Genomic DNA, 26,239 nt, shown 5'->3' with positions numbered 1-26,239 from the left:
ACCTATTTACTGCTCAATCGGAGCACTCTCCATGTTTCGCTATTTCGAAAACCTTGTTGACCCTTTTGCCGACTATACCGAGACCGACACACCGCCCACGCGGCTGTGGCCGTTTATGCTGGATTATTCCCGACCTTTCATGCGGGTGTTTTTCTGGACCGCGCTGATTTCAGTCATCGTCGCCGCGGTCGAGGTCGGGCTGATTTATTACATGGGTCGGGTGGTTGACCTGTTGTCTGGCCCTCCGGCTGAGGTCTGGCAGGCCCACGGGACCGAATTGATTCTGATGGCTGTGTTTGTGCTGCTGTTACGCCCGATGCTGCATGTGGTCGATGTCCTGCTGCTGAACAACACGATCCTGCCGAACTTTGGCACCATCATACGTTGGCGGGCGCATAAGCACGTGCTGCGTCAGTCCGTGGGGTGGTTCGAGAATGACTTCGCGGGCCGTATCGCAAACCGGATCATGCAGACGCCCCCCGCCGCGGGTGAGGCCGTGTTTCAGGTTTTTGACGCGATTTCTTTCTCGCTGGCTTATCTGATCGGGGCGGCGATCCTATTGATGGCGGCCGATCCGCGCCTGTTGTTGCCGCTGCTGATCTGGTTTGCACTATATGCATTGTTGGTGCGCTGGACGGTCGCTCGGGTCGGACCGGCGTCCAAGGCGGCGTCGGATGCGCGCTCGGCGGTGACAGGTCGGGTGGTGGACAGTTACACCAACATCCATTCGGTCAAGATGTTCGCGCATGATGATCAAGAGTTGGACTATGCCCGCGAAGCCATCGCTGAAACCCGTCGCACCTTCCAGGTTGAGATGCGGATCTTCACCATTATGGATGCGGTTCTGGTGACGTTGAACGGCCTGCTGATCGTTGGTGTTGTCGGTTGGGCCATTGCCTTGTGGATGCAGGGCAGTGCTACGGTCGGTGTGGTGGCAGCGGCGACCGCGCTGACCTTGCGACTGAATGCGATGACCGGTTGGATCATGTGGGCGTTGACCAGTTTCTTCCGCCAGCTTGGTGTAGTGGCTGAAGGGATGGAGACGATTGCCCAGCCTATCGACCTGCTGGATGCGCGGGATGCGAAACCTTTGCAACTGACCACAGGTCAGATCGAAATCCGCGACCTGTCGCATCACTATGGCCGCAAAACCGGTGGGCTGGATCATATCAACCTGACCATTCAACCGGGTGAAAAGATTGGTCTGATCGGGCGGTCCGGTGCCGGAAAATCGACCCTAGTTAAGCTGCTTTTGCGGTTTTACGACGTTGAACAGGGTGCGATCCTGATTGACGACCAGAACATCGCGAGCGTCACGCAGGACAGTCTGCGCAGCCATATCGGCATGGTTCAGCAGGACAGTGCGCTGCTGCACAGGTCAGTGCGCGACAATATCCTGTATGGTCGTCCCGAGGCATCCGAGGAACAGATGATCGCTGCCGCCAAACAGGCCGAGGCGCATGAATTCATCCTCGACCTACAAGACCCACAAGGGCGCATCGGCTATGACGCGCATGTGGGGGAACGGGGCGTGAAGCTGTCCGGTGGACAGAGGCAGCGGGTGACGCTGGCGCGGGTGATCCTAAAGGACGCACCGATCCTGTTGTTGGACGAGGCGACATCCGCCCTGGATTCCGAGGTCGAAGCGTCGATTCAGGAGACCCTCTACGGCATGATGCAAGGTAAAACCGTGATCGCCATTGCCCACCGGTTGAGCACCATTGCGCAGATGGATCGTATTCTGGTTATGGATGGAGGTCGGATTGTAGAGCAGGGCGGCCATTCCGAATTGTTGGCGCATGGGGGGCTTTACGCTCAGTTCTGGGCGCGGCAATCTGGGGGCTTCCTGAACCCGGAGGCTGCGGAATGAAGGCTGCCGATCTTATAGATCCGTTCAAAAACTCTGAGACGCCCCCGCCGCAAACGCTGGGGGCGTTCATCCGTTGGTGCCTGTCCGGCGCGTGGCCGATGATTTTTGTCGCGGCCAGTTTTTCGGCCATGGCTGGCGCGATGGAGGCCGGAACGGCCTGGATGTTGGGTCTGGTGATCGATCTTGCCTCGGAAAATGGACCTCAGGGTTTTTTCAACGCAGATAATCTGTGGATGATTCTGGGCGTGGTGGCATTTTTCATGTTGCTGCGCCCGGCGCTGTTTGGGCTGTCTTCGGTGACGAACAACTATATCGTCATGCCCAATGTGCCGCCGCTGGTGCTGGCCAAGCTGAACCGCTGGACCCTTGGCCAATCGGTCACTTATTTCGACGATGATTTTGCAGGCCGGATCGCGCAGAAACAGATGCAGACGTCGAATGCGCTGGCCTCGGTCGTGTCCGAGACAATCAGTGCAATTGTGTTTGCCTTGGCCTCACTTGCCGGTTCTTTGCTCTTGTTAGGGTCTATTCATCCACTGGTGATGTTACCTTTCGCCGGGTGGCTGGTGGTGTATTTTCTGCTGATCCGCTGGTATCTGCCACGCATTCGCGCCCGGTCTGCTGCGCGGGCTGGCGCGCGCGCCATGGTGTCCGGGCAAGTGGTTGATACCATCACCAATATCAAGACTGTAAAGCTGTTCGCCCATTCTGCGTTTGAGGATCAGACCGCGCGAAACTCGATGGTTGATCTACGCGAAAAGATGTTGGCCTTCGGGGCATTGTCCGCCAGCTTCCGATTTATCCTGATGGTGCTGGCCGGGGTTCTTCCGGTTCTCTTGCTGGGCGCGACGCTGCTTTTGTGGAGAAACGGGATTGCGACGGCGGGTGATATCGTGGCGGCTGGCGCGGTTTCGATCAGAATTGCGCAGATGACCGGCTGGGTCAGTTTCACACTGATGGGGCTCTACGCGAATGTGGGTGAGGTCGAGAACGGTATGAAGACGCTTGCCAAACGCGACCGGGTCGAGGACGCCGCGCAAGCCACTGACCTGACAGTGACCGAGGGGCGGATAGATTTCGACCATGTCAGCTTTGCCTATGGTCGCGATGTGGGCGGTGTGTCCGATGTGAGCATGACCGTGCATCCGGGTGAAAAGCTGGGAATTGTTGGGGCCTCGGGTGCTGGGAAATCCACTTTGGTCTCGTTGTTGCTCAGGCTCTATGACGGGGAAAAAGGCATTATTCGCATTGATGGGCAAGATGTCAGCCAGGTAACGCAGGACAGTTTGCGTAGTCAGATCGGCATGGTCACGCAGGAAACTGCGATGTTCAACCGCTCGGCGCGTGAGAATATCCTGTATGGCCGCCCAAACGCGTCAGAAGACGACATGATTGAAGCGGCAAAGAAAGCCGAAGCGCATGAGTTTATTCTTAGCTTGCAGGATGCCCATGGCCGCACCGGGTATGAAGCGCATCTGGGTGAACGGGGCGTGAAACTCAGTGGTGGTCAGCGGCAGCGGATCGCTTTGGCGCGCGCTATCCTCAAGGACGCGCCGATACTTGTATTGGATGAGGCGACCTCGGCGCTGGATTCAGAAGTTGAGGCGTCGATTCAAACCGCCCTGCACCGGGTGATGCAGGGCAAGACGGTCCTGGCGATTGCACATCGCCTGTCCACGCTCAGCGAGATGGACCGGATTATCGTCCTGGATCAGGGGCAGATCGTCGAATCCGGCGCCCATGACGCGCTGTTGGAGCAGGGCGGGTTGTACGCGCGGTTCTGGCATCGCCAATCGGGCGGGTTCATTCAGGCCGAAGCCGCCGAATAACGCACAAAGCGTGCTAGGGGGTTTTGTTGCGCGCAAAGCCCCGGTATCAGGCCCCTTATGACGCAACACTTCACCATAAATCGCCTGGGTCATCAGGGAGACGGCATTGCTGACGGCCCGGTTTACGCGCCGCGTACCCTGCCAGGTGAGGTGGTAAGTGGTACATTAGTAGGGCAGCTGCTGACTGACATACGGGTTGAAACACCCTCGGACCAACGGGTGAAACCTCCTTGCCGTCACTACAAGGCCTGTGGTGGATGCCAATTGCAGCACGCAGCAGATGATTTTGTGGCCGACTGGAAGGTCGAAGTGGTGCGCACCGCACTGGCGGCGCAGGGGCTAGAGGCGCAGATGCGCCCGATCCATACTTCGCCCGAGCGGTCGCGCCGCCGTGCCACGATCGCCGTGCGTCGGACCAAAAAGAGCACGCTAGCCGGATTCCATGGCCGAGCGTCCGACACGATCACCGAAATCCCCGATTGTCATCTGCTGGACCCGGCCCTGATTGCCGCCATACCGGTGGCCGAGGCGCTGGCTATTCTGGGCGGAAGTCGCAAGGGCGTGCTGGCCGTGACACTGACCTTGTCCGAAGGCGGGCTGGATGTGGCCGTCAAGGGTGGCAAACCGCTGGATGGGCCGTTGGAACTGGCATTGGCGCAGGCAACCGAGAAGCACGGCTTGGCGCGGCTTAGCTGGGATGGTGAAGTGATCGCAATGCGCCAACCTCCGATGCAACGCTTTGGGGGTGCCGGGGTTGTGCCACCGCCCGGAGCATTCCTGCAGGCGACAAGAGATGGAGAACAGGCTCTGTTACAGGCCGTTTTGCAGGCAATACAGGGTGCGAAGCGTATTGCCGACCTGTTTGCAGGCAGTGGGACTTTCTCACTACCACTTGCCGAAAATGCTGAGGTACACGCGGTCGAAGGTGAAGCCGCGATGACGGATGCGCTGGATCAGGGCTGGCGCCGCGCGCAAGGGTTGAAACGGGTCACGACCGAGTCCCGCGACCTGTTCCGCCGCCCGCTGATGCCCGATGAGTTGAAATCCTTTGACGCCGTTGTGCTGGACCCGCCCCGCGCCGGGGCCGAGGCGCAAGTTGCCGAACTGGCACAGGCGCAGCGCCCGGTGATTGCATATGTCTCGTGCAACCCGGTGACCTTCGCGCGGGACGCAAAAACGCTGGTTAATGCGGGCTACACTCTTGAATGGGTACAGGTGGTGGACCAATTTCGATGGTCGTCACACACGGAACTTGCCGCGCGGTTTGTATGGGGGCCCGCATCATGAGCAGACAGGAGAGTGTCAATATGGGCTTCAATCAGCGTCTGCTGACCATCATCGAACATCCCACTTTTGGCCGGTTCATCACTGCGGTCATCATCTTTAATGCTGTGTTGTTGGGGATGGAGACATCGCCAACCCTGATGGAGGCCGCGGGACCCCTGATCGTGACGCTGGACACAATCTGTCTGGCCATTTTCGTGGCCGAGATCGCCATGAAGCTGTTGGCGACCGGGCGACGGTTCTTTCTCAGCGGCTGGAACGTCTTTGACTTTATCGTTGTCGGCATTGCCCTCATCCCCAGCGCCGGGGGGCTGTCGGTATTGCGGGCGTTGCGAATCCTGCGGGTACTGCGGGTTATCTCGGTCGCGCCGCGCCTGCGGCGGGTGGTCGAGGGTTTTATTTCGGCCCTGCCGGGCATGGCCAGCGTATTCCTGTTGATGGCGATCCTGTTCTACATCGGTGCCGTGATCTCGACCAAGCTGTTCTCGGCCACTTTCCCGGACTGGTTCGGCGACCTAGGTCTGTCGGCCTATACGCTGTTCCAGATCATGACGCTGGAAAGCTGGTCCATGGGCATTGTCCGTCCGGTGATGGAGGTCTATCCCTATGCCTGGCTGTTCTTTGTTCCGTTCATCATGGTCACCACCTTTGCGGTCGTGAACTTGCTGGTCGGTCTGATTGTGAACTCGATGCAGGATGCGCATCATGCCGAGGATGAGGTGCGAACTGACGCCTATCGCGACGAAGTATTGGAACGGCTGGAAAGCATCGAGCGCCGCCTGACCGAACAGCAGCACATCAAAAAGTGATTTCAGTTTTTCGGAAATCTGGCATAATGCTGAAAAAAAAGAGCAGGCAGTGAAACATGGATCGTCGAGCATTTGGATTGGGCGCTATGGCAACGCTGGGCCTTTCGGCCTGTGCCACAGCTAGCCCACGATTTCTGACATATGATGGCCCCGAGGTGACTTCTTTGGTCATCAACAAGGGCGCGCGGAAGATGTATCTTCTGCACAACCAAACCATTCTCAAGGAATACAAAGTCGATCTGGGCTTTGCGCCAGATGGTACAAAGACAAAGCGCGGTGATGGCCGCACGCCCGAAGGCAGCTATCTGATCGACCGTCGCAACCCCAACAGTCGCTATCACCTGTCGCTGGGGATTTCCTATCCGAATTCCAATGATATCGCGCAGGCCAAGGCGGCCGGTGTTGATCCGGGTGGTGATATTTTCATTCACGGTCAGCCGAAAAAGCGGTCGGAACTGAAACGCGCCAAGAAGACAGCGGATTGGACCGCCGGTTGTATCGCCGTCAAGAATGAAGAGATCGAAGAGATCTATGCGATGGTCAACAAGGGCACACTGATCACGCTGCGCCCGTAACTGGTTCCCAATCCCCGAACCCGAATTGCACATAGTCGCGCTGGTAGGCCTCAGCCGCCAGCGTTTCTAATCTGTCGTCATAAATTTCGGCCAACGTGAACGGGATTTCCGGCGCGCAAAACCCGGGTGTTGGTGGGCTGTCATGCCCCATCCGTCTGGCTAGATCGGGCAGGGTTGTTGCGATCTCATCCTCGCGCAGGATGAAGTCAGGCAGAGCAAAGGATGCCATCCCGTCTAATACCTGAGACTGGCTGCACCACGTTCCATCCACACGAACGGGCGTCTGTCCAGCCAGATTTTGGCGTAGGAAGATTAGGAAGGCCGAAAACGCCTCATAATGCTGATCAACCGGGTAATTGCCGTCACGCAGCTGACCCGGGATCGGAATTTTGAACCGGTTGCGCAGCATATTTCGGATTTTCAGGTAAGCGCCGGGCCCGGTGCTGAGGATGTTGGAGCAAAAGGCCGAATGCGCCCGTGCCAGAGGGTGCTGTAGTACCGTGAATTTTCGGTGTCCGGGATGAGCGTGCAGCCATCGCCGCATCTGTTTGCGGTTCAGATTGGTGACCAGCTTGTCGGTGCTGACCGAGTCAAGATCGGCCATCCATTGGGTCACAGGTGCCTCAAGCCCGCCGCGTATCGGCATAAACATCAAGGGCGTATGCGGCGCGGCGACATAATTGCCGACGGTCGATCCGCGCCGGGGCTCGAAATTCGGGGTGCGATGCAGGTTGAAACTGTCGATCCGGGCCAAGGCATGCTCGGTCTCTTCCGGGTTTGTCACCTTGGACAGGGTCGGGCCCGGGTTCTGCGGCTTGATCGTATCGTCAATCGAAGCCGACCGCGCCGAAATACCCAACCACGCGGCCAGCCCGTTCAGCACCTCCAGATTGGTCAGGTCGTCATAGGAAATGTAAAACCCGGTTTGACCTGTTCGCTGAAGGGTATTGAGCAACAAGAGCTGAAAATCCTGCTGTCTATCCAGATAGGATTCAAACTCTTCCGCATTAAACTCTACCTGTGCTTCGCGGCGGCGTTTGATGTTCTTCAGTTGCCACTGCTTGGTTTCCCGCGCAATTTTCAACGAAACGTAACTGTCCAGAGGATTGCGCGTCAAAATGATTTTGGCGCAGCGTGGGTCAGCCAAAACAGGCTCTAACACGCGGTTATCGTGCCCCTGAAAGAAGCGGAACCCATTTAACTCGCCGGGTGCATCTTTGATTGCCTGCACCAGTTTCATCGGATCGCCGTCACGATCTTCCAAAGTTACATCCAACAGACTTTCAGATTTCAGCCGACCAATGAAATGTGGGTTGAATGCCTCACCAAAGCTGGTGACGCCTTCAAGCGCGTTGAGATTGAACTCAAGCAGGTTGGACCCGGTGCGCATCGCGGCGAGGATGACGAAATAGTCGAACTTGGATGTCATGACAGACTATTGCACCAGATAGGGTTTCTTGAATGGCCGAACCCGCGCGCCGAAAATATCATCTGCCGGAAAATCCCCCACCAAATAAGGATGCATTCCCTGATTTTTGAGGTTCTGGAGGAATTGTCCAAAGCCAGTCAAATCCACCATTTTTGGCGCCTCGGTCAAATGGTTCGCGCGATGGGTGCCGATTTCCTCGATCACGGTCTGCATGGGCTCCATCGGAGATTCCACAAATTCGGCCAAGGACCAGGTCCGCACCTGCGCCTTGGTCCAGACCGAGCCCAGAACCTCAAGCTGTTTGGTTTCAATCTGTTGAAGGCGTGCCGCTTCACAGCGGATATCGGCGAAATTCATGTTCGACCGGAACAGTGGGATCGCCCAGGCCCCGGTGATAACCGAGATTTGCGCGTTCTTATCCCGCGCCAGAAACCAGCTGATCTTTTGCGTGTCCCCGGGACCGAATTGAAAGCACTGCCGCTCACCCCGTGTGTTCCAGATCAGGTTCGAGATAAAGGCCGTTGGGTTATAGTCACGCAGAACCGCACAATCGCTGAGCGCACCGTTTGTGATCGTGTCCCCGTTGGCGAACTCGGCCCGAGCGGGGCCAAACAGGTGCCCATGCACCCGTGCGCCTGTGGTCTCAGCCAGCCAGGGTTCAAAATCCTCGAACAGCTCGGCAAAGCCCTGAAATACCGAATAAGGGAATGAGGTCAGGCCGTTCTCACTGCCGTGGCGAGGAAAGCGGCTTTGCATGTACAGCCCGTCGCGCCCACGGGTTCGACGCTCGACCGCTTTGGAAAATACCCGGTCGATCTTGCCCGGGTTGGGTTCGGCTGGTCGCATGGCGCTGCTCTGATCGGTCAGAAAGGCCTGATACAGCCGATCAGCACGCGGCCAGATCTTTCGGGCCACAAAACAGTCCGAGCGGCGCAGCAACTGTAGATGATCATCATAAAAGATATGTGGTCGTCCCTGATAGTCGAATTTCGACAAGGTCAGCGACCGGCTTTCGATATGGGTGGAATACAGTCGGGCCAGCGTCTGGAAATAGCTTTCATCCGGAATCCAGACGCGGCGGAAATAGCGGTCATAGGTCTGCCGCTTGGGGTCCTGCAGAATGGCCGACAGGGTCTGTCGGGTCAGGCACCACCATTGGCTGCCCATATGCGGCATCAGCCCTTCGGGGATTTTGCGGCGCATCCCGAGGGCGCGTTGCAGTTTTACATAAGCGTCGAACAGTTTGCGGTTCCGGCGCCAGGAAAACGGAAAGCGCAGTGTAAAACGTTCCTGATCCAGCCCACCGATCGTCCAGCTGACATCGGCGGTCGTTGCGCTTTCGATGAAATCGACCCGAGGCCGGTCAGAAAGATAGTCGATCAGCTCATCCACGGGCCGCAGGGGCAGGCAGGCCCCCGAAGACAAGTAGACGTGATGAACGTCCGGAAAAGCCTCAAGCATCAGTTCGGCCGCGGATTGTGAGGCCGCGACAATTCCCCAACTACCCCATTCGCAGGTATGGCGTTCCGAGAACCGGATCAACGCTTCATCCGCGAACGCGGCAACGAAATCGGAATAAACTTGATCCGGCACTTTGCGGTCCACATGGATCACCACCGGACAGCCCGATGCCGTCCAATGCCGTGCCACCTGCTCGGCCCGGTGCAGTGCTGTATGAACCAGCATGACAACGCCCAGACGGCTCATGCCCAGTTTCCTTTCGACATGAGGCCAAGGATCTCAAGCTGACGCCAGTTGATGTATTTCTCGGACCGGTCACACCAAAACACCGGCTGCTCGTCCAGCCCCTGGGCATATGCGCGATATTCGCCCGAGCGGCGGTAATGCTGGCCGCGCTGCATCTCTTCGCGGGCTTTGTCGCCCAGCGTGCTGATCAGCTTGGCGTGCAGCAACGCACCGCTGGTCTTTTCACCGCCCCAATCGTCATAAACCTGGTTTAAGCCACGCGGCAGCAGCGAATGGGTCGAGCTGACATAGACATAGCGACGGTCCCATTTGACCAAGGGAATCTTGTTCAGCGCAGGCGCTTGCAAGGGGGTGTCGCGAAAAAACACGCGCGCACGAGGTCCCCCCTGAATCCACAGATTCTTATACTCGGGGTTCTTTGTGATCATATAGTTGCCAGCATCAAACCAGCGGGCGATCTCAAACGGGTCCTGCCCTTCGTGATACGGCTGAGCATCCACTGGTCCTTGCGGATACATGTCGATCAGCATGGTGCCGAAACTGCGTACCGCGCAGCCGTCCAGCCAATCGGTCAGGGCGCGGATCGGACGGGTGTCGCAGAACGGATAGATAAAGAACTCATCCGGGTCGACTGTCAGAACCCAATGTCCGTGTGCGTATTTTCGCAACAGGTAGTTTGACCAATCCAATCCAAACGAAGCCTGTTTATAGCTGGCAATTGCCCGCCAGACCGAAACGTCGGGTTGGCTTGCCAGGTATTCGCCCGAGCCATCATCGCTGTCGTTGTCGACAAACAGAAAATGATCGACGCCCAACCTGCGGTAGTATTCCAGAAAGTAAGGCAGGCGGATTTTCTCGTTCCGCAGAACGCTCATCAACAAGATATCGTCGCGTTGGATATCGTTGGTCTTGTCGGAAATCGGCTTTAATTGCCGACGTTTGCGCAGGCAGCGCACCAGACGACGCTTGCGCCGCAATCTCATTCGGTATGAATCCAACAGGCTCACGCGTTTGCACTGCCTTTTTCGTTACGCGAGCATGCCCGGGGGCTGGACGATCCAGAGTGGTGCCGGGCAAGTGCCGTTTTATGCCATTGATGCATCTTTCAAGGCAACGAATTTAAAAACCGTTAGTCACATATGCTGCTTTTCAGCAAACTTTCCCCATCAGACCCAATTGTTGTAACTGGGCCCAGCCCTCAAGACGCACGGACTGAGGCGTCCACATGTCGGGGCGGTTTCCAATTGCATCATAATATGACCCAAATAGGTCGGGATCATGAAAATGCTGCCGTCGGGTTTTTTCGGTCGATGACTTGTCCACCACCTCAGGAAGAAATTTGGTGTGCAGCAACACGCCCGAAGGCGTCTTGCCGCCGGGGCCGTCATAGACCGCGTTCAGATGCCGGGGCAGGGCCGAGTGGCACGAGTTCACATAGGCATAGCGCCGTGACCAGCGCACCAGCGGGATTTTGTTCAACGTGGGCGAATGCCGCGGCCTGTCGGCAAAAAACATCCGTTCTCGCGCGCCACCCTGCACCCACAGGTTGCCCAATGGGCTTTGGCGCTGCGCCCGGTAGGGGCCGGAATCGAACCAGCTAAGGGTTTTGGTCGGGTCCATTTCGGGGTCATAGGGCTGCGCGCCCAGTGGCCCCGTGGGGTAGAGATCCAGCAGCAGCGCGCCAAAGGCGATGTGGCCTTGTTGGTCCAAGGTGCCTGTTAGGTCATGCAAGGATTTGCTGTCGTGGTTGGGGTAGATCAGCAGCTCATCCGCGTCCACCATCAAGGTCCAGTGTCCGTGGCCATAGCGCATTTGCAGCCATGTCAGCCAATCCAAACCGTATCGCGCGTCGCGATAGCTGTTAGAGGTCTGCCACAGCGACACATCGGGCTGATCGCGCAGAAATTCGACCGAGCCGTCATCGCTGCCGTTATCCACGACCAGAAAGTGATCCACCCCAAGCCCGCGATAGTGGCGGAAGAACCACGGAAGGCGATTGGCTTCATTGCGCAGCGTGGTGAAGGCCAGTACCGCGCCTGGTCTGATTTGCGCGGTCTGATCCTTGAGGCTGGCTAGCTGATGGCGGCTGCGAAAGGATCGCCAAAGCAACCGCCGTCGTTTCAGACGCAACCGGTACTTCTGCACCCATCCAATGGGTGGAAGATTATCGGCTGCATGATCTGTCACCTATGGCTCACTTTTCGTAATTGCCGTTCTGATGCCAGCGCCAGGCATCACTGATCATCGTCTCTAACGTTGATCTTTTTGGGGTCCAACCAAGCTCTTGCCCCGCGCGGACCGAGCCTGAAACAAGCTTGGTGCAATCGCCAGCGCGGCGGGGGCCGATGGAATAGGGCACCTCGCGGTTGGTGACGGCTTTGGAATGGTCGATCACCTCCATCACCGAAAAGCCCGATCCGGTGCCAAGGTTGAAAACCCGACTACCCTTGCCCTGTTCCAGCCAGTTCAACCCCAGAACATGGGCATCGACCAGATCACAGACATGCACATAGTCGCGGATGCAGGTACCGTCGGGCGTGTCGTAATCGGTGCCGAACACAGTCAGCCCGTCGCGCTTGCCGTCAATGGCGTCCAGCATCAGCGGCACCAGATGAGTTTCGGGACGGTGGAATTCCCCCACTTCACCCTCGGGGTCGGCACCGGCCACGTTGAAATAGCGGAAGATCACGTGGTTCAGGCCATATGCGGCCTCGAAATCATGCAGGATATCTTCGATGGCCCGCTTTGAGGCACCATAAGCGTTCAGCGGCAGTTGCGGTGTGTCTTCATCCAGTACCACATTGTCATGCTCGCCATAGGTGGCGCAGGTTGATGAGAACACAAAGTTCAGGCAACCGGCTGCCACGGCTGCCTCGATCAGGTTCAGTGATCCGGTGACATTGTTGGTCCAATATCTGCCGGGCTGGGACATCGCCTCGCCCACCTGACTGAGGGCGGCGAAGTGCATTACGGCGGCGGGCTGGTATTTGGCGAAGACCTCATCCAACCGAGCGCGATCCAGCAGATCGCCCTGTTCGAACGGTCCGAATTTCACCGCGTCCTGCCAGCCGGTGATCAGGTTGTCATAAGTCACGGGTGTATAGCCCGCCTGCGCCAGCGCCTTGCAGGCATGCGATCCGATATATCCAGCTCCGCCGGTTACAAGAATATTGGTCATCTGTCTTCCAGACAAAGAAGTTTGTGCCCTGCTATGCCAACAGGTGTGTCCAGGTCAGGGGGAAAATGGCTCAATCCAACCCCATCGCGGCCATCATTTCCTCAAGCTTGGGAACGTCCTGTGGGTTGTTCAGCTCCCAGAATTGGCGGCCTTTGGCCTCAACCTCGACGCACAGAACTTTGCGGCCATTTTCCATAAACCGCAGCTGTTCAAGCCCTTCCAGCTGTTCCAGCGGGCCCACCGGCCAGGTGGAATAGGCGGCCAAAGCATCGGGGCGATAGGCGTAGACGCCGACATGGTGGAAAACCGGGGTCTCTTCTTCGCCTGCGTAGGTCTCGGCGGTGAACGGGACGACTTCTTTTGAGAAATACATGGCGCTGTGATCCGCGGCGAAGACGGCGGTGGTGCCGCCAACTCGCCCTTGCTTGCGGTCGTTCAGCAGGCTGTTCAGCGCGTCACCATCGCAGCGCAGCACGGGTGTGGCGACGCCCGCCCCGGGCGCGGCGCGCAGGCCAGCGATCAGGTCTTCGACAAACCAATGCGGTGTCAGCGGCGCGTCGCCTTGCAGATTCACCACGATGTCATAGCCAGCGCCAAGGTTGGCATGGGTCTCAGCGCAGCGTTCGGTGCCATTGCCGCAGCTTTCCGAGGTCATCACCACCTCGGCCCCGAACCCTTCGGCCACTTCGCGGATGCGGTCGTCATCGGTGGCAACGACCACCTTGTCGACGCCCGACACCGAACAGGCCGCGCGCCAGGACCGCTCGATCAACGTCATCGCGGTGCCATTGGCGCCGGTCAGCGGAACCAGCGGTTTGCCCGGATAGCGGGTCGAGGCATAGCGGGCGGGAATGGCGATCAGAACGGACATCAGGCCTCCTTCAGGTCAACACCCGGAGCGTAGGCGATAAAGAACGGGTTTGCATAGCCGTCCTTGCCATAGGTCAGCGGTGAATGATTATCAAATCGCACCACGTTGCCGCCCGCACCGGCCAGCACGGCATGGCCCGCAGCTGTGTCCCATTCCATCGTGCGGCCAACGCGGGGGTAAAGATCTGCCTCGCCCGTGGCCACCAAACAGAATTTCAGGGATGAGCCCGCGCTCTTGCTGTCCTTCACCTGATATTTGTTGATGTAATCCTCGGTGGCCTGATCGCGGTGCGATTTCGACGCCACGATCATAAGCGCTGAATTGTCCGGATTAGACACTGATATGGAAGTCACCTCCCCAGCCTGGGCTTTGTCCAATGCTCCGGTCTCTTCAACCGACTGACCATCGGCCTGTGTATAAAACATGCGGCCCTTTGCAGGCGCATAAACCACGCCACGGGTTGGAACGCCGTTTTCGACCAACGCAATATTCACCGTGAAATCGCCGCGCCGGTTGATAAATTCCTTGGTGCCGTCCAAAGGATCAACAATCAGGAATGTGTCACCCTTTTCTGAATGCGATGCGGACTGTTCCTCGGTCACCAGCAGAATATCCGGGAAGGCATCGCGCAGACCGGCCGAAATCGAGGCATCGGCAGCTTCGTCTGCTTCGGTCACCGGGCTGGAATCGGATTTGACCTTTACGTCGAAATCATCCGAATTGTAGATCTCCATGATCTTGTCACCGGCTTCCAGGGCCAGCCGTCGAATGACGGGAATGAGGGCGTCGTAGGTCACAAAAAAGCTCCGTTCCTGTGATTTGTTGATCGAATAGCCTGACGGCCTTATGATGTGCCGGTTACGAAACGGCAAGAATTTCGTGACAGATTGCAGGCGAAAAAACGGGAAAGACGCTTCGGGTGTATTATTTCAAGCGAAACCAGTCCTTACTGGGCGGCGCGTTCACAACGGCCGAGCTGATTTTCCACGCCGTTGTTCGCAGCATACGGTCCCAGCATCACAACGCGGTCGTGGCCATAATCATCAACATCTTGCAGGTTCTGGCCCTAGTTTTGGTGTTATATACGATCCTGTCTTTCCTGGGACCACGTATTGCAAGAATCCGCGGCGAATTTGTCCTGTTTCTGCTGTCGGGCGTGTTTCTGTTCATCACCCATATCAAATCCGTCAGCGCGGTAGCGGGGGTCGGGACCGGCAACAACCCGATGATGCTGCATTCGCCGATGAACATGGTTGTCGTCCTGTTGGCCACCGCTTTTGGGGCGCTTTACACGCAGATTGTGACAATCATCGTGATCCTCTTTATTTACAGTGTAGCAGTCGCGCCAATTGAAATTCAGGAACCGGGCGGCGCTTTTGGCATGTTGATCCTGAGCTGGTTTGTTGGCTGCGCGATTGGCGTCGTCTTCATGGCTCTGCGACCGTGGTTTCCCACTTTTGTGACAGTCCTGACCAATATCTACCGGCGCTTGAACATGATCTTTTCGGGTAAAATGTTCGTGGCGAATGCGCTGGGCGGTGCCACGTTGGCCATGTTCACTTGGAACCCCCTGTTTCACGTCATCGATCAGTGCCGCGGTTTTCTTTTCCGCAATTATTTTCCTCGCAATACCAGCTGGGAATACGCGCTTTGGGTGGGGCTGATCTTGTTGCTGATCGGCTTGTTGGGAATTTTCTTTTCCCGTCAGCATGTGTCCCAAAGCTGGGAGGCGCGCCGCTAACGTGCCACACGCAGCGTCAGGTTGATCCGACCACCCTTGGGCAACAGTTTTGATGATCCGAACCGGATGCGGTCGACGCCGTGATAGGTCAGCCGGGCGGGCCCGCCCATGATCACCACATCACCCGAATTCAGCCAGATGGATTCGGTCTTGCCGCCGCGTGTCTGGTTGCCGATGCGGAACAGGGCATCATCCCCCAGTGAGATCGACAGGACCGGCCAGGAAAAATCGGCCTCGTCCTTGTCCTGATGCAACCCCATCCGGGCCCCTTCGCCGTAGTAGTTGATCAAACAGCAATCAGGATCGCGATCCGCGCTGGCAAGGTCGCGCCAGATATCAAGAATCTGATCCGGGATCGCGGGCCAAACCGCGCCTTTGGGGTGTTGCGCCTGATATCGGTATCCCGTCTTGTCGGTGACCCAGCCCAGTGATCCGGCCGACGTCATACGCACGGACATTTCCTTACCCGATGGCGTGACCGGCCGGAACAAAGGGGCCGATTTCAGAATCGGCCGCAGGCTGTCGATCAGCCGCTCCTGCGCGGGCCCGTCCAGCCAGGCTTTCCTGATATCAAAACCGCGTAAAAGCAGCCGCGCCATCCGAGAATCCCCGATCCTTGCCAAAACCTTGCCAAAAAGGCCACAGATTCCCGAAAACCTGCGTTTTACAACGCTTGCAGGCCTCTGATCCCGCCCTTATATACGCCGGGACGCGCGATGGTGTAGGGCTGTTGCGCACATCAGATCGGGGCCGGGTGCCATAACGGGTTCGGACCTCGGGACATCGCCTTGAAGAGAAAGGGATTGAACATATGGGAAAAGTAATCGGGATTGACCTCGGAACCACCAACTCGTGCGTGGCCATCATGGACGGCTCGCAGCCGAAGGTCATCGAAAACGCCGAAGGGGCGCGGACCACGCCCTCGATCGTCGCCTTCACCGAAGATGAGCGACTGGTCGGTCAGCCTGCAAAACGCCAGGCGGTCACCAACCCCGACAACACGATCTTTGGTGTTAAGCGTCTGATCGGTCGTCGTGTGGATGATGCAGAAGTCGAAAAAGACAAGAAAATGGTGCCGTACGCCATCGTCGATGGCGGCAATGGCGACGCGTGGGTTGAAGCCCGCGGTGAAAAGTACTCCCCAAGCCAGATCTCGGCCTTCACTCTGGGCAAGATGAAGGAAACCGCCGAGAGCTATCTGGGTGAGGAAGTCACGCAAGCCGTGATCACCGTTCCTGCATATTTCAACGACGCACAGCGTCAGGCCACCAAAGACGCCGGTAAAATCGCCGGTCTGGAAGTGCTGCGGATCATCAACGAACCGACAGCGGCTGCGCTGGCCTATGGTCTGGACAAAGAAGAAACTCAAACCATCGCGGTCTATGACCTTGGTGGCGGTACTTTCGACGTGACCATTCTGGAAATCGACGACGGCCTGTTCGAGGTCAAATCGACCAACGGTGACACCTTCCTGGGTGGTGAAGACTTTGACATGCGCATCGTCAACTACCTGGCGGATGAGTTCAAAAAGGAACACGGTGTCGACCTGTCGCAAGACAAGATGGCGCTGCAGCGTCTGAAAGAAGCTGCTGAGAAAGCCAAGATTGAGCTGTCTTCGACTTCGCAAACCGAAATCAACCAGCCGTTCATCTCGATGGGTTCGAACGGTCAGCCGCTGCACATGGTCATGAAACTGACCCGTGCCAAGCTGGAATCGCTGGTTTCGGACCTGATCAAAAAGTCGATGAAGCCCTGCCAGGCCGCTCTAAAAGACGCTGGTCTGTCGGCTGGCGACATTGACGAAGTTGTTCTGGTCGGTGGTATGACCCGGATGCCGAAAGTGATCGAAGAGGTCACCAAGTTTTTCGGGAAAGAGCCGCACAAGGGTGTGAACCCGGACGAAGTGGTTGCCATGGGCGCCGCCATCCAGGCCGGTGTTCTGCAGGGCGACGTCAAAGACGTTGTTCTGCTGGACGTGACCCCGCTGTCGCTGGGTATCGAAACGCTGGGTGGCGTGTTCACCCGCCTGATCGATCGCAACACCACGATCCCGACCAAAAAGTCTCAGGTCTTCTCGACCGCCGAAGACAACCAGAACGCCGTAACCATCCGCGTGTTCCAGGGTGAGCGTGAAATGGCTGCGGACAACAAGATCCTGGGTCAGTTCAACCTCGAAGATATCCCGCCTGCACCGCGCGGCATGCCTCAGATCGAGGTGACTTTTGATATCGACGCCAACGGCATTGTCTCGGTTTCGGCCAAGGACAAAGGCACCGGCAAAGAGCAGAAGATCACCATCCAGGCCTCGGGCGGTCTGTCGGATGAAGACATCGACAAGATGGTCAAGGACGCCGAAGAGAACGCGGAAGCCGACAAGGAACGCCGCGAGCTGGTCGACGCCAAGAACCAGGCGGAAAGCCTCATCCACTCGACCGAAAAGTCGATGGAAGAGCATGCCGACAAAGTCGACCCGACCACCATCGAAGCCATCGAGCTGGCAATTGCCGCGCTGAAGGACGAGCTGGAGACCGAGAATGCCGACAAGATCAAGTCGGGCATCCAGAACGTCACCGAAGCGGCCATGAAGCTGGGCGAAGCCATCTATAAGGCGCAAGCCGAAGAAGGTGAGGATGAGCCTGCGGCGGCAGATGCTGCGCCGGGTGAGGACGACATTGTTGACGCCGAGTTCGAAGATCTGGACGACGACAAGCGTAACTAACGGGTAACCGGGCCAATGTGGGCCGGTCCGGTTGCCGGGCCGGCCCAAATACGTTGAGGCTGAAGGAAATACTGATGTCAAAACGCGACTACTACGATGTGCTCGGCGTATCAAAGGGCGCATCAGCGGATGAAATCAAAAAGGGTTTTCGCAAGAAAGCCAAAGAGTTGCATCCCGATCGCAACAAAGACAACCCGGATGCCGAGTCGCAGTTCAAAGAAGCCAACGAGGCTTATGATGTTCTGCGCGACGCCGACAAAAAGGCCGCCTATGATCGCTTTGGTCACGCCGCCTTTGAAAACGGTATGGGCGGTGGTGGTGGCCGTCCCGGTGGCGGCTTTGGTCAGGGTGATTTCTCCAGCGCGTTCTCAGACGTGTTCGACGATCTGTTCGGCGATTTCATGGGCGGTCAGCGTGGCGGCCCCGGTGGCGGGCGCCGTGCGGCGCGCGGATCGGACCTGCGCTATAACCTGCGCGTGACGCTGGAAGAGGCGTTCGCGGGCCTGCAGAAAACCATCAGTGTTCCTGCTGCCGTGGCCTGTTCGGCCTGTGACGGATCGGGTGCAGAAGGCGGAGTGGAGCCAACCACCTGTCCAACCTGTTCGGGCATGGGCAAGGTGCGTGCACAGCAGGGTTTCTTTACCGTCGAACGATCCTGCCCGACCTGTTCGGGTCTGGGTCAGATCATCAAGAACCCCTGTAAAGCCTGTGGCGGTGCAGGCCGCGTGGAAAAAGAGCGTGCGCTGTCCGTCAACATCCCCGCCGGTGTCGAGACCGGAACCCGCATCCGCCTGGCGGGTGAGGGTGAAGCTGGGATGCGCGGTGGCCCTCCGGGCGATCTGTATATCTTTGTCGAAGTTTCGGATCACAAGCTGTTCGAACGCGACAGTGTGAACCTCTATTGCCGCGTCCCGGTCAGCATGGCCAAGGCTGCGCTGGGCGGTTCGATCGAAGTGCCAACCATCGATGGTGGCCGCGGCCGCGTGCAAATACCAGCAGGCAGCCAATCGGGCCGTCAGATGCGCCTGCGCGGCAAAGGCATGCCCGCCCTGCGTGGCGGCGGTGTGGGTGACATGTTCATCGAACTGGCGGTGGAAACGCCGGTCAACCTGACCAGTCGCCAAAAAGAACTGCTGAAAGAGTTCGACGATTTGGGTGAGGATAACCACCCGGAATCAAAAAGTTTTTTCTCATCCGTCAAATCCTTTTGGGATGGGATGAAGGGCTAAGATCACTCCACCAAGTTGCTAAAAGGCCGATCCCCTTGGGTCGGCTTATTTCGTTTTATAGGTCCAGTTTGTCCATGAACTTCGCGAAATTTGGCTCTTGAATCTTGCCACATCCCCTGAGATTGTCGCGCCAACCGTTGGGGTGCCCTGATCAAGGGGCTGAGAGGCGTGAATGCGCTAACCCATCGAACCTGATCCGGGCAATACCGGCGTAGGGAACGGTCTACACACACAGACGTTTTCCATGCTGCGTTGCCCCCTGATGATGGAGCAACGATATGGCGCATATTGCCCTGACAATTGCGGGCTCGGACAGTGGTGGTGGGGCCGGGATTCAGGCCGATCTCAAGGCGATGTCTGCGTTGGGCGTGTATGGGGCCAGCGTGATCACGGCGGTCACGGCGCAGAACACGCGGGCTGTGACCGCAGTGCATGGCATACCGCTCAACGTAGTGGCCGCTCAGATCGAGGCGGTGCTGACCGACCTGGATGTAGGCGCGATCAAGATCGGCATGCTTGCGACCCCTGAAATTATTCAAACCGTTGCCGGGGCCATCGCTGGGTATGATGGCCCCGTCGTTTTGGACCCGGTGATGATCTCCAAATCTGGCGATGCCTTGCTGGCACAGGGTGCCGTTCAGACCCTGCGTGATGTTCTTATGCCCCGAGCGACCATGCTGACCCCGAACTTACCCGAGGCCGCTTGTTTGCTGGGCACCTCGGACGCCGAATCCCCCGATCAGATGATCGCGCAGGGGATGGCGCTGTGCGGGCTGGGCGCGCGCTCGGTATTGATGAAAGGCGGACATGGGCGCGGCGACGTTTGCCACGATGTGTTGATTGATCCCTCGGGAGTTGTGGCAGAATTCAACGCCACTCGGCGCAATACGCGCAACACGCATGGCACCGGTTGCACCCTGTCGTCTTCGATAGCAGCCGGGCTGGCGCGAGGGCTGGGCCTGACCGACGCGGTCGCGCAGGCGCATGAGTATCTGCAAGGGGCCATTGCTAAAGCTGACAGTCTGATGGTCGGACAGGGGCATGGCCCGGTTCATCATTTCCATCGGGTCTGGCCCGCGTGACGGTCTGGTCGGTCATAGGGGCCGGTGTGGCCGGGCTGGCCGTAGCCAGCGAGCTAGTGTCGCGCGGGGCCAAGGTTCAGATCTTTGATCCCAGTGGTCCACCTGGCCCGCATGGGTGTTCTTGGTGGGCTGGCGGTATGCTGGCCCCGTGGTGCGAGTTTGAAAACGCCGAAGAACCTGTGTTGCGGCTGGGCATGGCTGCGTTCGAGTGGTGGTCTACGCGTACTCGGGTGGAACAACGTGGCACGCTGGTTGTTGCCAACCCGCGTGATCTGCCGGATTTGCGTCGGTTCGCTCGTCGGACCGGGGGGGGTACCGAGATTAGTCAGGCTGAAATTGTCAGTTTAGAGCCTGATTTAACCAGTTTCACCAAAGGTCTTCATTTCACGGATGAGGCTCATCTGAACCCGCGACAGGCGCTGCGGGATCTGTACCGCCAATTGCTGGACCAAGGGGTAGGCTTCCACCGGAAACTGGCCCCGACCCAGCTGGAGAATGCAATCGATTGCCGCGGTCTGCACGCGCGTGAGGTTTTGCACGACCTGCGCGGCGTCAAGGGAGAGATGTTGGTGATCCGCTGCCCTGACGTGACCCTGACGCGACCTGTACGTCTACTGCATCCAAGGATGCCGCTGTACATCGTGCCGCGTGGGGATGGTGTCTACATGCTGGGCGCAACGATGATCGAAAGCGAAGACAGCAGCCGCATCACGGCCCGATCCATGCTGGAACTGCTCAGCGCCGCCTATGCGCTGAACCCCGCCTTTGGCGAGGCCGAGGTGCTTGAGATCGGTGTCGATCTGCGCCCGGCTTTTCCCGACAACCTGCCCCGCATCCGGCGGCTGGGGCATACGATTTATGCCAACGGACTGTACCGCCATGGCTATCTGCTGGCCCCAGCGCTGGCGCAGGGAGTGGCCGATCTGGCGTTGAACAACAAACATTCGGAGATGGTCGATGAAGATCGTGCTTAATGGTGAATCGCGCGAGGTGCGCGCCGAAATCCTCTCGGACCTGTTGGTCGAATGCGGGTTCTCGGGGAGGGTGGCGACAGCTGTAAACGAAGACTTTGTGCCCTCGGGTCTGCGCATTGCTCAAAAGTTGACCGATGGCGACCGGGTTGAAGTCGTCGCGCCGATGCAGGGAGGCTGAGGATGAAGACCTTCTACGGAAATCAGCTGCCTAATCCGCTGATGTTGGGAACGGCGCAATATCCAAGCCCCGCTATTTTGGAACAGGCGTTTCGCGAGAGCGGCGCGGGTGTTGCTACAGTGTCCTTGCGCCGTGAATCCGGGGCTGGGCAGACCTTCTGGCAGATGATCCGCGAGCTGGGCGTGCTGATCCTGCCAAACACCGCTGGGTGCCACACGGTCAAAGAAGCCGTAACCACCGCCCATATGGCGCGTGAGGTGTTTGACACTAATTGGATCAAGCTGGAACTGATCGGCCACACTGACAGTTTGCAGCCAGATGTGTTTCAACTGGTCGAGGCCGCGCGCATACTGACCGAGGACGGGTTTCACGTATTCCCCTACACCACCGACGACCTGATCGTGGGCGAGCGTCTGCTGGCCGCCGGGTGCGAGGTGCTGATGCCTTGGGGTGCACCCATCGGGTCGGGGCGCGGGCTGAACAATGAATATGCTCTGCGCGCGATGCGGGCCGAGTTCCCCAATGTTCCATTGGTTGTGGATGCCGGGATCGGCCTGCCCAGTCACGCTTCGCAGGCGATGGAGTTGGGTTATGACGCCGTTCTGCTGAATACCGCTGTTGCACGGGCCGGAAACCCTGTGGCCATGGCCCGCGCAATGATGCTGGCGATTCAGGCCGGGCAACTGGCGCATCAAGCCGACCCGATCGAGGCGCGAGATATGGCCGAACCATCAACTCCGGTAATCGGAAAGGCCTTCTTATTATGATGTTAGACCGATTTTACCCGATCTTCGACCACACTGACTGGTTGCGCCGGATGCTGCCCTTGGGTGTGAAGCTGGTGCAACTGCGGATCAAGGATCAGCTTGATGTGATCATACGGGAACAGATCGCCCAATCGTTGGAACTATGCCGTGCCCACGGCACCGTGCTGGTGGTCAATGATCATTGGCAGGCGGCTATCGACGCTGGTTGTGAGTGGATTCATCTCGGGCAAGAGGATCTGGACGAGGCCGATCTGAAAGCCATCCGCAAGGCGGGGCTGAAACTGGGTGTCTCCACCCACGATGATGATGAATTAGAGCGAGTCCTGACCATGGACCCGGATTATGTGGCTTTGGGCCCGGTCTATCCGACGATCCTGAAAAAAATGAAATGGGAACAGCAGGGCCTGCCACGCGTCACCGAATGGAAGGCACGGGTGGGGGATATCCCTCTGGTCGCGATTGGCGGCGTGAGCGTTGAGCGGGCGCCGGGCGTCTTGCAGGCGGGGGCGGACATCGTCTCGGTCGTCACGGACATCACGCTGAATTCCGATCCAGAAACCCGTGTTCGCGAATGGATCGAGGTCACGAGATGAGCCGCTATGCCCGCCAGATAATCCTGCCCGAGGTTGGATCGGCAGGCCAGACCCGCCTGTCAGCAGCGCGGGTTCTGGTGGTGGGCGCGGGCGGATTAGCCTCTCCGGTCTTACCCTTGTTGGCCGGGGCCGGGGTTGGGCATATAACCATCTTGGACCGGGATCAGATCGCGCTATCGAACCTGCACCGGCAGACATTGTTCGCTGAATCCGACTGTGGGCGCGCCAAGGCCAAAGTCGCCGCAGAACGCTGCCGGGCGCTGAATGGTGACATCACCGTAATGGCTGAGTATCAGGCTCTAACAAACCAGAATGTGTTAAATTTTGTTCGCAGCTCTGACATTGTTCTGGACTGCGCGGACAGTTATGCGGCCAGCTATATCTTGTCGGATACCTGTTTGTTGCAGGGCAAGCCGCTGATCAGCGCATCCGTATTGGGGCTGACCGGCTATGTCGGTGGGTTTTGTGCTGGCGCGCCGTCCTTGCGTGCGGTGTTTCCGGATGCACCGGATAGCGGCGCGAGCTGTGCAACGGCCGGCGTGCTGGGCCCTGTCGTTGGGGTTATAGGTGCCTTGCAGGCGCAAATGGCGCTGGGCGTGATCCTTGGCCTGGACCCCTCGCCTTTGGGACAGTTGGTACAGTTTGACGCCCGCACGCTGCGCAACAGCACATTCAGATTTGACGGCGCACCGGAACCGGCGCACCACTTTCGATTTCTTTCCGCCAGCCAATTGACCGAAGATGATGTGATCATTGAACTGCGCACCCGGGACGAGGCCCCCGAACTTCTTCACAGCAGGGCACGTCGGGACATTGTTGAATCCCTGAAAACAGAGCCTAACAAAGGAAAAAGACTTGCGCTTTGTTGCTCTAGCGGATTGCGCGCATGGCGGGCGGCTGAGCAAATTCAATCGGATTGGTCCGGTGAAATTGTCCTGGTTGCAGCCTCAACTACATGAGTGAATTGATTCACGAGGTAAGTGGAAACCGGTGACTATCGACCAAAGGGGTCTAGGGTCGTTTGGGCGCGTTAACCTTTCGGAAACCGATTCTGCGCAAATCTGAACGCATGACTCAGGACGCCTTTGCCGAAGCCCCGATGCTGTTTGAAAGTGACGAAGCCCCGGTGGCGCCCCTGCCCTCGGGTCGGTTACCGTCCTACATCAAAGACCACCGGAAACGCCTGCGGGAACGGTTCATGTCAGGCGGATCGGCGGCGATGCCGGATTATGAACTGTTGGAACTGGTGCTGTTCCGTTCAATCCCGCGGCAGGATGTAAAGCCGCTGGCACGGGCGCTGATGGACACGTTTGGGGATTTCAACCGGGTTCTGACCGCGCCCGAGGAACGGCTGCGTCAGATCAAGGGCGTTGGTGACACGGTGATCACCGATCTGAAGATACTTGAGGCCTGCGCCCATCGCATGGCCCGCGCGCGGGTGATGCAGCGGCACGTGATTTCAGGTTGGGATGCACTGCTGGACTATTGTCACACCACGATGGCCCATCGCGAGACGGAGCAGTTCCGGGTGTTCTATCTGGATCGCAAGAACGTGTTAATCGCGGATGAGGAACAGGCCAAGGGCACCGTCGATCACGTACCCGTCTATCCGCGCGAGGTTGCGAAACGGGCGTTGGAATTGAATGCGTCAGCCTTGATCCTGGTACACAATCACCCTTCGGGCGATCCGACCCCGTCGCAATCAGATATCGACATGACCAACCGGATACAGGACGCATGTCTGGCCCTGGGGCTGACGCTGCATGATCATCTGATCATCGGCAAATCGAATGAGCTGAGCTTTCGGTCGCAGGGATATCTGTAGCGAGTTACTGAACCCAGATCTCGACCCGGCGGTTGATCTTTCGGCCCCATTCGGTGTCGTCGCAAGCCATCGGCATCGCCTCACCAAACGCATCGACTTGCAATTCAACACTATCGGGAATGGCAGTTTCCACCGCCGCCAACACCGCATTGCGCACGGTTTTGGCGCGCAGCAAGGCGATTCGCTTATTTTCAGTCGCGGCTCCGTCGCCGTCGCTGAAACCAACGAACACCAGCTTGCGCGCATTCAGCGTCCCGGCCTCAAGCTGTTGGGCCAAATGCTGGATGTTCGACCGTGATTGTGCGTCGGGGCGGGACGAGCCTGCCTCGAACCTGACCGATAGCGACAACCGGGACATGGGTCTGAGGGTATCGACCATACGCTGCAATTCCTCCAACCCAACCTCGGGGCCACCCGAGGCCACCGCATTGGCCAGACGATCGCCCTGCAGTCCGATCCGCATCATCTCGGGTTCCTGATCGACAAAACCCGCATTGCGGATCGCCTTTTGGGCTGCGTCGCCTTGGGTATAGGCCAGAAACTGCCGGGCAATACGGGGCAGGCGGCGCTTGGGGAGGTACAGGAACATGGGTGAGGTCAGCGGGTAGTCCTCGGTCTTGATCGTCTGCCGGGTGGCCATCAACACGTGACCACATCCACCGGTCAGGGGCAGTGCGCGGGCCGCGTCAGCCTCGGCCTGGCTAGCGATGCCGATGGCAAAAGGGTCCTTGATGACCTTTTGAACCAGATCGCTGCTGCGCTTATGCCGGATAACGGCATCAGACAGATCGATACTGGCGGGTGAAAGCAGTTGATCCTCGACCCCTTGTGCCAGACCTGATCCGACGTCGGGCAGGTGCAGCGCAATTGGTGCGTCGGGTCCACCCAAGGCGGACCAATTGTCAATCGCGCCAGAAAACACCAAGGCAAGATCCGCCGGAGAGATTTGGGGCACGGGATTGTCCGGCGCCACGATGGGCACCAACGCATCCAACGCAATAACCCGCGACCGGCGTGCGTGGGTCAAATCGCCCAAACCAGCGGCCTCGGCAGCCTCTTGCTCTGACGGGCGGATTTCGCGCAAAGCCATGACAATGTCGGTCTGATCCGCGATCAGATCGGCAAAGCCCTGACCGGTATTGCCGATATCGAAATAGAATCGGCCCAGCGGCGCGTCGCGCCCATCCTGATGAAGCTCGTATATCAAACTGTCCGGAGCGGGCTGACGGGACGTGACTGACAGCCCTTCCTGTTCGGCAAAGCTCATCAACAGGGCAGACAACACCTTCTCGGCCATGACGGAAGAACCTGAAAACCTCAGTTCGCCCACGAAATCGGTCAGGTTGGGGCAGGCAGGGCCATCGCAGGTCACGCCCGAGCCATCCACCGTCAGCTCACCAAATTGGGTGTCGACGCGGTAGAACTCTCCGTCAAAGCCAAGCAGGGTGCCTGTCACCTCGACCTTGCCGTCATGAGAGGTGAGCGTGATATCCTGCGCCTGAACGGCTGAGGAAAGTGTTGCCGAAAACAGTGCGACCGCCGCTACACGAAGAAATGTCATAGGAAGTTCGAGCCTGCC

General features: G+C 58.2%; 24 protein-coding genes and 1 riboswitch. Of the genes, 15 read left to right on the top strand and 9 right to left on the bottom strand.

Annotated features, from left to right (window positions below; genetic code table 11):
• The first annotated feature begins 31 nt into the window (after positions 1-31).
• The 5 genes from ACR3EP_RS14340 to ACR3EP_RS14320 are packed head-to-tail and all read left to right on the top strand — an operon-like array spanning position 32 to position 6,367.
• On the top strand, positions 32-1,870 hold the full coding sequence (locus ACR3EP_RS14340) for an ABC transporter ATP-binding protein (protein WP_480638450.1): 1,839 nt from the start codon (positions 32-34) through the stop codon (positions 1,868-1,870).
• Positions 1,867-3,699 carry an ABC transporter ATP-binding protein gene (locus ACR3EP_RS14335; RefSeq protein WP_480638448.1) on the top strand — a complete coding sequence of 611 codons (1,833 nt, stop codon included), beginning with the start codon at positions 1,867-1,869 and terminating at the stop codon, positions 3,697-3,699. Before ACR3EP_RS14340 ends, ACR3EP_RS14335 begins: the two co-directional genes overlap by 4 nt.
• 57 nt (positions 3,700-3,756) lie before the next feature.
• Positions 3,757-4,986 (top strand): class I SAM-dependent RNA methyltransferase, encoded by a 1,230-nt coding sequence (locus tag ACR3EP_RS14330; protein ID WP_480638446.1) that lies wholly within the window; start codon positions 3,757-3,759, stop codon positions 4,984-4,986.
• 20 nt (positions 4,987-5,006) lie between these two features.
• Positions 5,007-5,792, top strand: coding sequence for an ion transporter (locus tag ACR3EP_RS14325; RefSeq protein WP_170349843.1), 786 nt, complete (start codon positions 5,007-5,009; stop codon positions 5,790-5,792).
• Positions 5,793-5,848: 56 nt separating this feature from the next.
• Positions 5,849-6,367, top strand: coding sequence for a L,D-transpeptidase family protein (locus ACR3EP_RS14320; protein WP_170349579.1), 519 nt, complete (start codon positions 5,849-5,851; stop codon positions 6,365-6,367).
• On the opposite strand, the gene ACR3EP_RS14315 is transcribed toward ACR3EP_RS14320, so the two are convergent.
• The 7 genes from ACR3EP_RS14315 to cysQ form a co-directional block, all read right to left on the bottom strand.
• A complete protein-coding gene (locus ACR3EP_RS14315) occupies positions 6,351-7,796 on the bottom strand; it encodes a nodulation protein NodH (RefSeq protein ID WP_170349580.1) in 1,446 nt (481 codons plus the stop codon). The genes ACR3EP_RS14320 and ACR3EP_RS14315 overlap by 17 nt on opposite strands.
• 6 nt (positions 7,797-7,802) lie before the next feature.
• Positions 7,803-9,503 (bottom strand): DUF5927 domain-containing protein, encoded by a 1,701-nt coding sequence (locus tag ACR3EP_RS14310; protein ID WP_170349581.1) that lies wholly within the window; start codon positions 9,501-9,503, stop codon positions 7,803-7,805.
• Positions 9,500-10,486: a glycosyltransferase family 2 protein gene (locus ACR3EP_RS14305; RefSeq protein ID WP_480638443.1), complete on the bottom strand. Its 987-nt coding sequence runs from the start codon at positions 10,484-10,486 to the stop codon at positions 9,500-9,502. The genes ACR3EP_RS14310 and ACR3EP_RS14305 overlap by 4 nt, the downstream gene beginning before the upstream one ends.
• A gap of 166 nt (positions 10,487-10,652) precedes the next feature.
• Positions 10,653-11,690, bottom strand: coding sequence for a glycosyltransferase family 2 protein (locus tag ACR3EP_RS14300; RefSeq protein ID WP_480638442.1), 1,038 nt, complete (start codon positions 11,688-11,690; stop codon positions 10,653-10,655).
• Positions 11,691-11,697: 7 nt separating this feature from the next.
• Positions 11,698-12,681: a UDP-glucose 4-epimerase GalE gene (gene galE, locus ACR3EP_RS14295; protein ID WP_170349584.1), complete on the bottom strand. Its 984-nt coding sequence runs from the start codon at positions 12,679-12,681 to the stop codon at positions 11,698-11,700.
• Positions 12,682-12,751: 70 nt separating this feature from the next.
• Positions 12,752-13,552 carry a 3-deoxy-manno-octulosonate cytidylyltransferase gene (locus tag ACR3EP_RS14290; protein WP_480638440.1) on the bottom strand — a complete coding sequence of 267 codons (801 nt, stop codon included), beginning with the start codon at positions 13,550-13,552 and terminating at the stop codon, positions 12,752-12,754.
• Positions 13,552-14,349 carry a 3'(2'),5'-bisphosphate nucleotidase CysQ gene (gene cysQ / locus ACR3EP_RS14285; protein ID WP_480638438.1) on the bottom strand — a complete coding sequence of 266 codons (798 nt, stop codon included), beginning with the start codon at positions 14,347-14,349 and terminating at the stop codon, positions 13,552-13,554. The genes ACR3EP_RS14290 and cysQ overlap by 1 nt, the downstream gene beginning before the upstream one ends.
• A gap of 122 nt (positions 14,350-14,471) precedes the next feature.
• On the opposite strand from cysQ, the gene ACR3EP_RS14280 reads away from it, so the two are divergent.
• Positions 14,472-15,293: an ABC transporter permease gene (locus ACR3EP_RS14280; RefSeq protein WP_170349587.1), complete on the top strand. Its 822-nt coding sequence runs from the start codon at positions 14,472-14,474 to the stop codon at positions 15,291-15,293.
• Here the strand turns inward: ACR3EP_RS14280 and ACR3EP_RS14275 are convergent.
• Entirely contained in the window at positions 15,290-15,892 is a 603-nt protein-coding gene (locus tag ACR3EP_RS14275; protein ID WP_480638436.1) for an alpha-ketoglutarate-dependent dioxygenase AlkB family protein, read from the bottom strand. The two genes, ACR3EP_RS14280 and ACR3EP_RS14275, sit on opposite strands and share 4 nt — an antisense overlap.
• A 212-nt stretch (positions 15,893-16,104) precedes the next feature.
• On the opposite strand from ACR3EP_RS14275, the gene dnaK reads away from it, so the two are divergent.
• The 9 genes from dnaK to radC all read left to right on the top strand — a co-directional run bounded on the left by dnaK (position 16,105) and on the right by radC (position 24,660).
• Positions 16,105-18,012 carry a molecular chaperone DnaK gene (gene dnaK, locus ACR3EP_RS14270; protein ID WP_170349589.1) on the top strand — a complete coding sequence of 636 codons (1,908 nt, stop codon included), beginning with the start codon at positions 16,105-16,107 and terminating at the stop codon, positions 18,010-18,012.
• 74 nt (positions 18,013-18,086) lie between these two features.
• On the top strand, positions 18,087-19,241 hold the full coding sequence (gene dnaJ / locus ACR3EP_RS14265; RefSeq protein ID WP_170349590.1) for a molecular chaperone DnaJ: 1,155 nt from the start codon (positions 18,087-18,089) through the stop codon (positions 19,239-19,241).
• 128 nt (positions 19,242-19,369) lie between these two features.
• Positions 19,370-19,476: riboswitch (TPP riboswitch) on the top strand.
• A gap of 43 nt (positions 19,477-19,519) precedes the next feature.
• Entirely contained in the window at positions 19,520-20,323 is an 804-nt protein-coding gene (gene thiD, locus ACR3EP_RS14260) for a bifunctional hydroxymethylpyrimidine kinase/phosphomethylpyrimidine kinase (RefSeq protein WP_480638434.1), read from the top strand.
• Positions 20,320-21,297: an FAD-dependent oxidoreductase gene (locus tag ACR3EP_RS14255; RefSeq protein ID WP_480638433.1), complete on the top strand. Its 978-nt coding sequence runs from the start codon at positions 20,320-20,322 to the stop codon at positions 21,295-21,297. Before thiD ends, ACR3EP_RS14255 begins: the two co-directional genes overlap by 4 nt.
• On the top strand, positions 21,281-21,475 hold the full coding sequence (gene thiS, locus ACR3EP_RS14250) for a sulfur carrier protein ThiS (RefSeq protein WP_170349593.1): 195 nt from the start codon (positions 21,281-21,283) through the stop codon (positions 21,473-21,475). The genes ACR3EP_RS14255 and thiS overlap by 17 nt, the downstream gene beginning before the upstream one ends.
• Positions 21,476-21,477: 2 nt before the next feature.
• On the top strand, positions 21,478-22,242 hold the full coding sequence (locus tag ACR3EP_RS14245) for a thiazole synthase (RefSeq protein ID WP_480638432.1): 765 nt from the start codon (positions 21,478-21,480) through the stop codon (positions 22,240-22,242).
• Positions 22,239-22,835, top strand: a complete 597-nt coding sequence (locus tag ACR3EP_RS14240) for a thiamine phosphate synthase (protein ID WP_480638430.1) — start codon at positions 22,239-22,241, stop codon at positions 22,833-22,835. Before ACR3EP_RS14245 ends, ACR3EP_RS14240 begins: the two co-directional genes overlap by 4 nt.
• Positions 22,832-23,794, top strand: coding sequence for a HesA/MoeB/ThiF family protein (locus ACR3EP_RS14235; RefSeq protein ID WP_480638429.1), 963 nt, complete (start codon positions 22,832-22,834; stop codon positions 23,792-23,794). Before ACR3EP_RS14240 ends, ACR3EP_RS14235 begins: the two co-directional genes overlap by 4 nt.
• Positions 23,795-23,904: 110 nt before the next feature.
• Positions 23,905-24,660, top strand: coding sequence for a RadC family protein (gene radC, locus ACR3EP_RS14230; RefSeq protein WP_058283296.1), 756 nt, complete (start codon positions 23,905-23,907; stop codon positions 24,658-24,660).
• Positions 24,661-24,664: 4 nt separating this feature from the next.
• Here the strand turns inward: radC and ACR3EP_RS14225 are convergent, their stop codons facing one another.
• Positions 24,665-26,221: a phosphate ABC transporter substrate-binding/OmpA family protein gene (locus ACR3EP_RS14225; protein ID WP_480638427.1), complete on the bottom strand. Its 1,557-nt coding sequence runs from the start codon at positions 26,219-26,221 to the stop codon at positions 24,665-24,667.
• Between the last annotated feature and the right edge of the window lie 18 nt (positions 26,222-26,239).

It is taken from the genome of Ruegeria sp. BB10 (genome assembly GCF_056535725.1).
This window is presented reverse-complemented; position numbering and strand designations above follow the sequence as displayed.

Bases quoted from the DNA above. Each gene is read 5' to 3' on its own strand.
- radC (WP_058283296.1), top strand. From the start codon at position 23,905: ATGACTCAGGACGCCTTTGCCGAAGCCCCGATGCTGTTTGAAAGTGAC.
- ACR3EP_RS14330 (WP_480638446.1), top strand. From the start codon at position 3,757: ATGACGCAACACTTCACCATAAATCGCCTGGGTCATCAGGGAGACGGC.
- ACR3EP_RS14305 (WP_480638443.1), bottom strand. From the start codon at position 10,486: ATGAGATTGCGGCGCAAGCGTCGTCTGGTGCGCTGCCTGCGCAAACGT.
- ACR3EP_RS14315 (WP_170349580.1), bottom strand. From the start codon at position 7,796: ATGACATCCAAGTTCGACTATTTCGTCATCCTCGCCGCGATGCGCACC.
- ACR3EP_RS14325 (WP_170349843.1), top strand. From the start codon at position 5,007: ATGGGCTTCAATCAGCGTCTGCTGACCATCATCGAACATCCCACTTTT.
- thiS (WP_170349593.1), top strand. From the start codon at position 21,281: ATGAAGATCGTGCTTAATGGTGAATCGCGCGAGGTGCGCGCCGAAATC.
- ACR3EP_RS14225 (WP_480638427.1), bottom strand. From the start codon at position 26,221: ATGACATTTCTTCGTGTAGCGGCGGTCGCACTGTTTTCGGCAACACTT.
- ACR3EP_RS14275 (WP_480638436.1), bottom strand. From the start codon at position 15,892: ATGGCGCGGCTGCTTTTACGCGGTTTTGATATCAGGAAAGCCTGGCTG.
- ACR3EP_RS14335 (WP_480638448.1), top strand. From the start codon at position 1,867: ATGAAGGCTGCCGATCTTATAGATCCGTTCAAAAACTCTGAGACGCCC.
- ACR3EP_RS14235 (WP_480638429.1), top strand. From the start codon at position 22,832: ATGAGCCGCTATGCCCGCCAGATAATCCTGCCCGAGGTTGGATCGGCA.
- dnaJ (WP_170349590.1), top strand. From the start codon at position 18,087: ATGTCAAAACGCGACTACTACGATGTGCTCGGCGTATCAAAGGGCGCA.
- galE (WP_170349584.1), bottom strand. From the start codon at position 12,681: ATGACCAATATTCTTGTAACCGGCGGAGCTGGATATATCGGATCGCAT.
- thiD (WP_480638434.1), top strand. From the start codon at position 19,520: ATGGCGCATATTGCCCTGACAATTGCGGGCTCGGACAGTGGTGGTGGG.
- ACR3EP_RS14340 (WP_480638450.1), top strand. From the start codon at position 32: ATGTTTCGCTATTTCGAAAACCTTGTTGACCCTTTTGCCGACTATACC.
- ACR3EP_RS14240 (WP_480638430.1), top strand. From the start codon at position 22,239: ATGATGTTAGACCGATTTTACCCGATCTTCGACCACACTGACTGGTTG.
- ACR3EP_RS14290 (WP_480638440.1), bottom strand. From the start codon at position 13,552: ATGTCCGTTCTGATCGCCATTCCCGCCCGCTATGCCTCGACCCGCTAT.
- ACR3EP_RS14245 (WP_480638432.1), top strand. From the start codon at position 21,478: ATGAAGACCTTCTACGGAAATCAGCTGCCTAATCCGCTGATGTTGGGA.
- dnaK (WP_170349589.1), top strand. From the start codon at position 16,105: ATGGGAAAAGTAATCGGGATTGACCTCGGAACCACCAACTCGTGCGTG.
- ACR3EP_RS14310 (WP_170349581.1), bottom strand. From the start codon at position 9,503: ATGAGCCGTCTGGGCGTTGTCATGCTGGTTCATACAGCACTGCACCGG.
- ACR3EP_RS14320 (WP_170349579.1), top strand. From the start codon at position 5,849: ATGGATCGTCGAGCATTTGGATTGGGCGCTATGGCAACGCTGGGCCTT.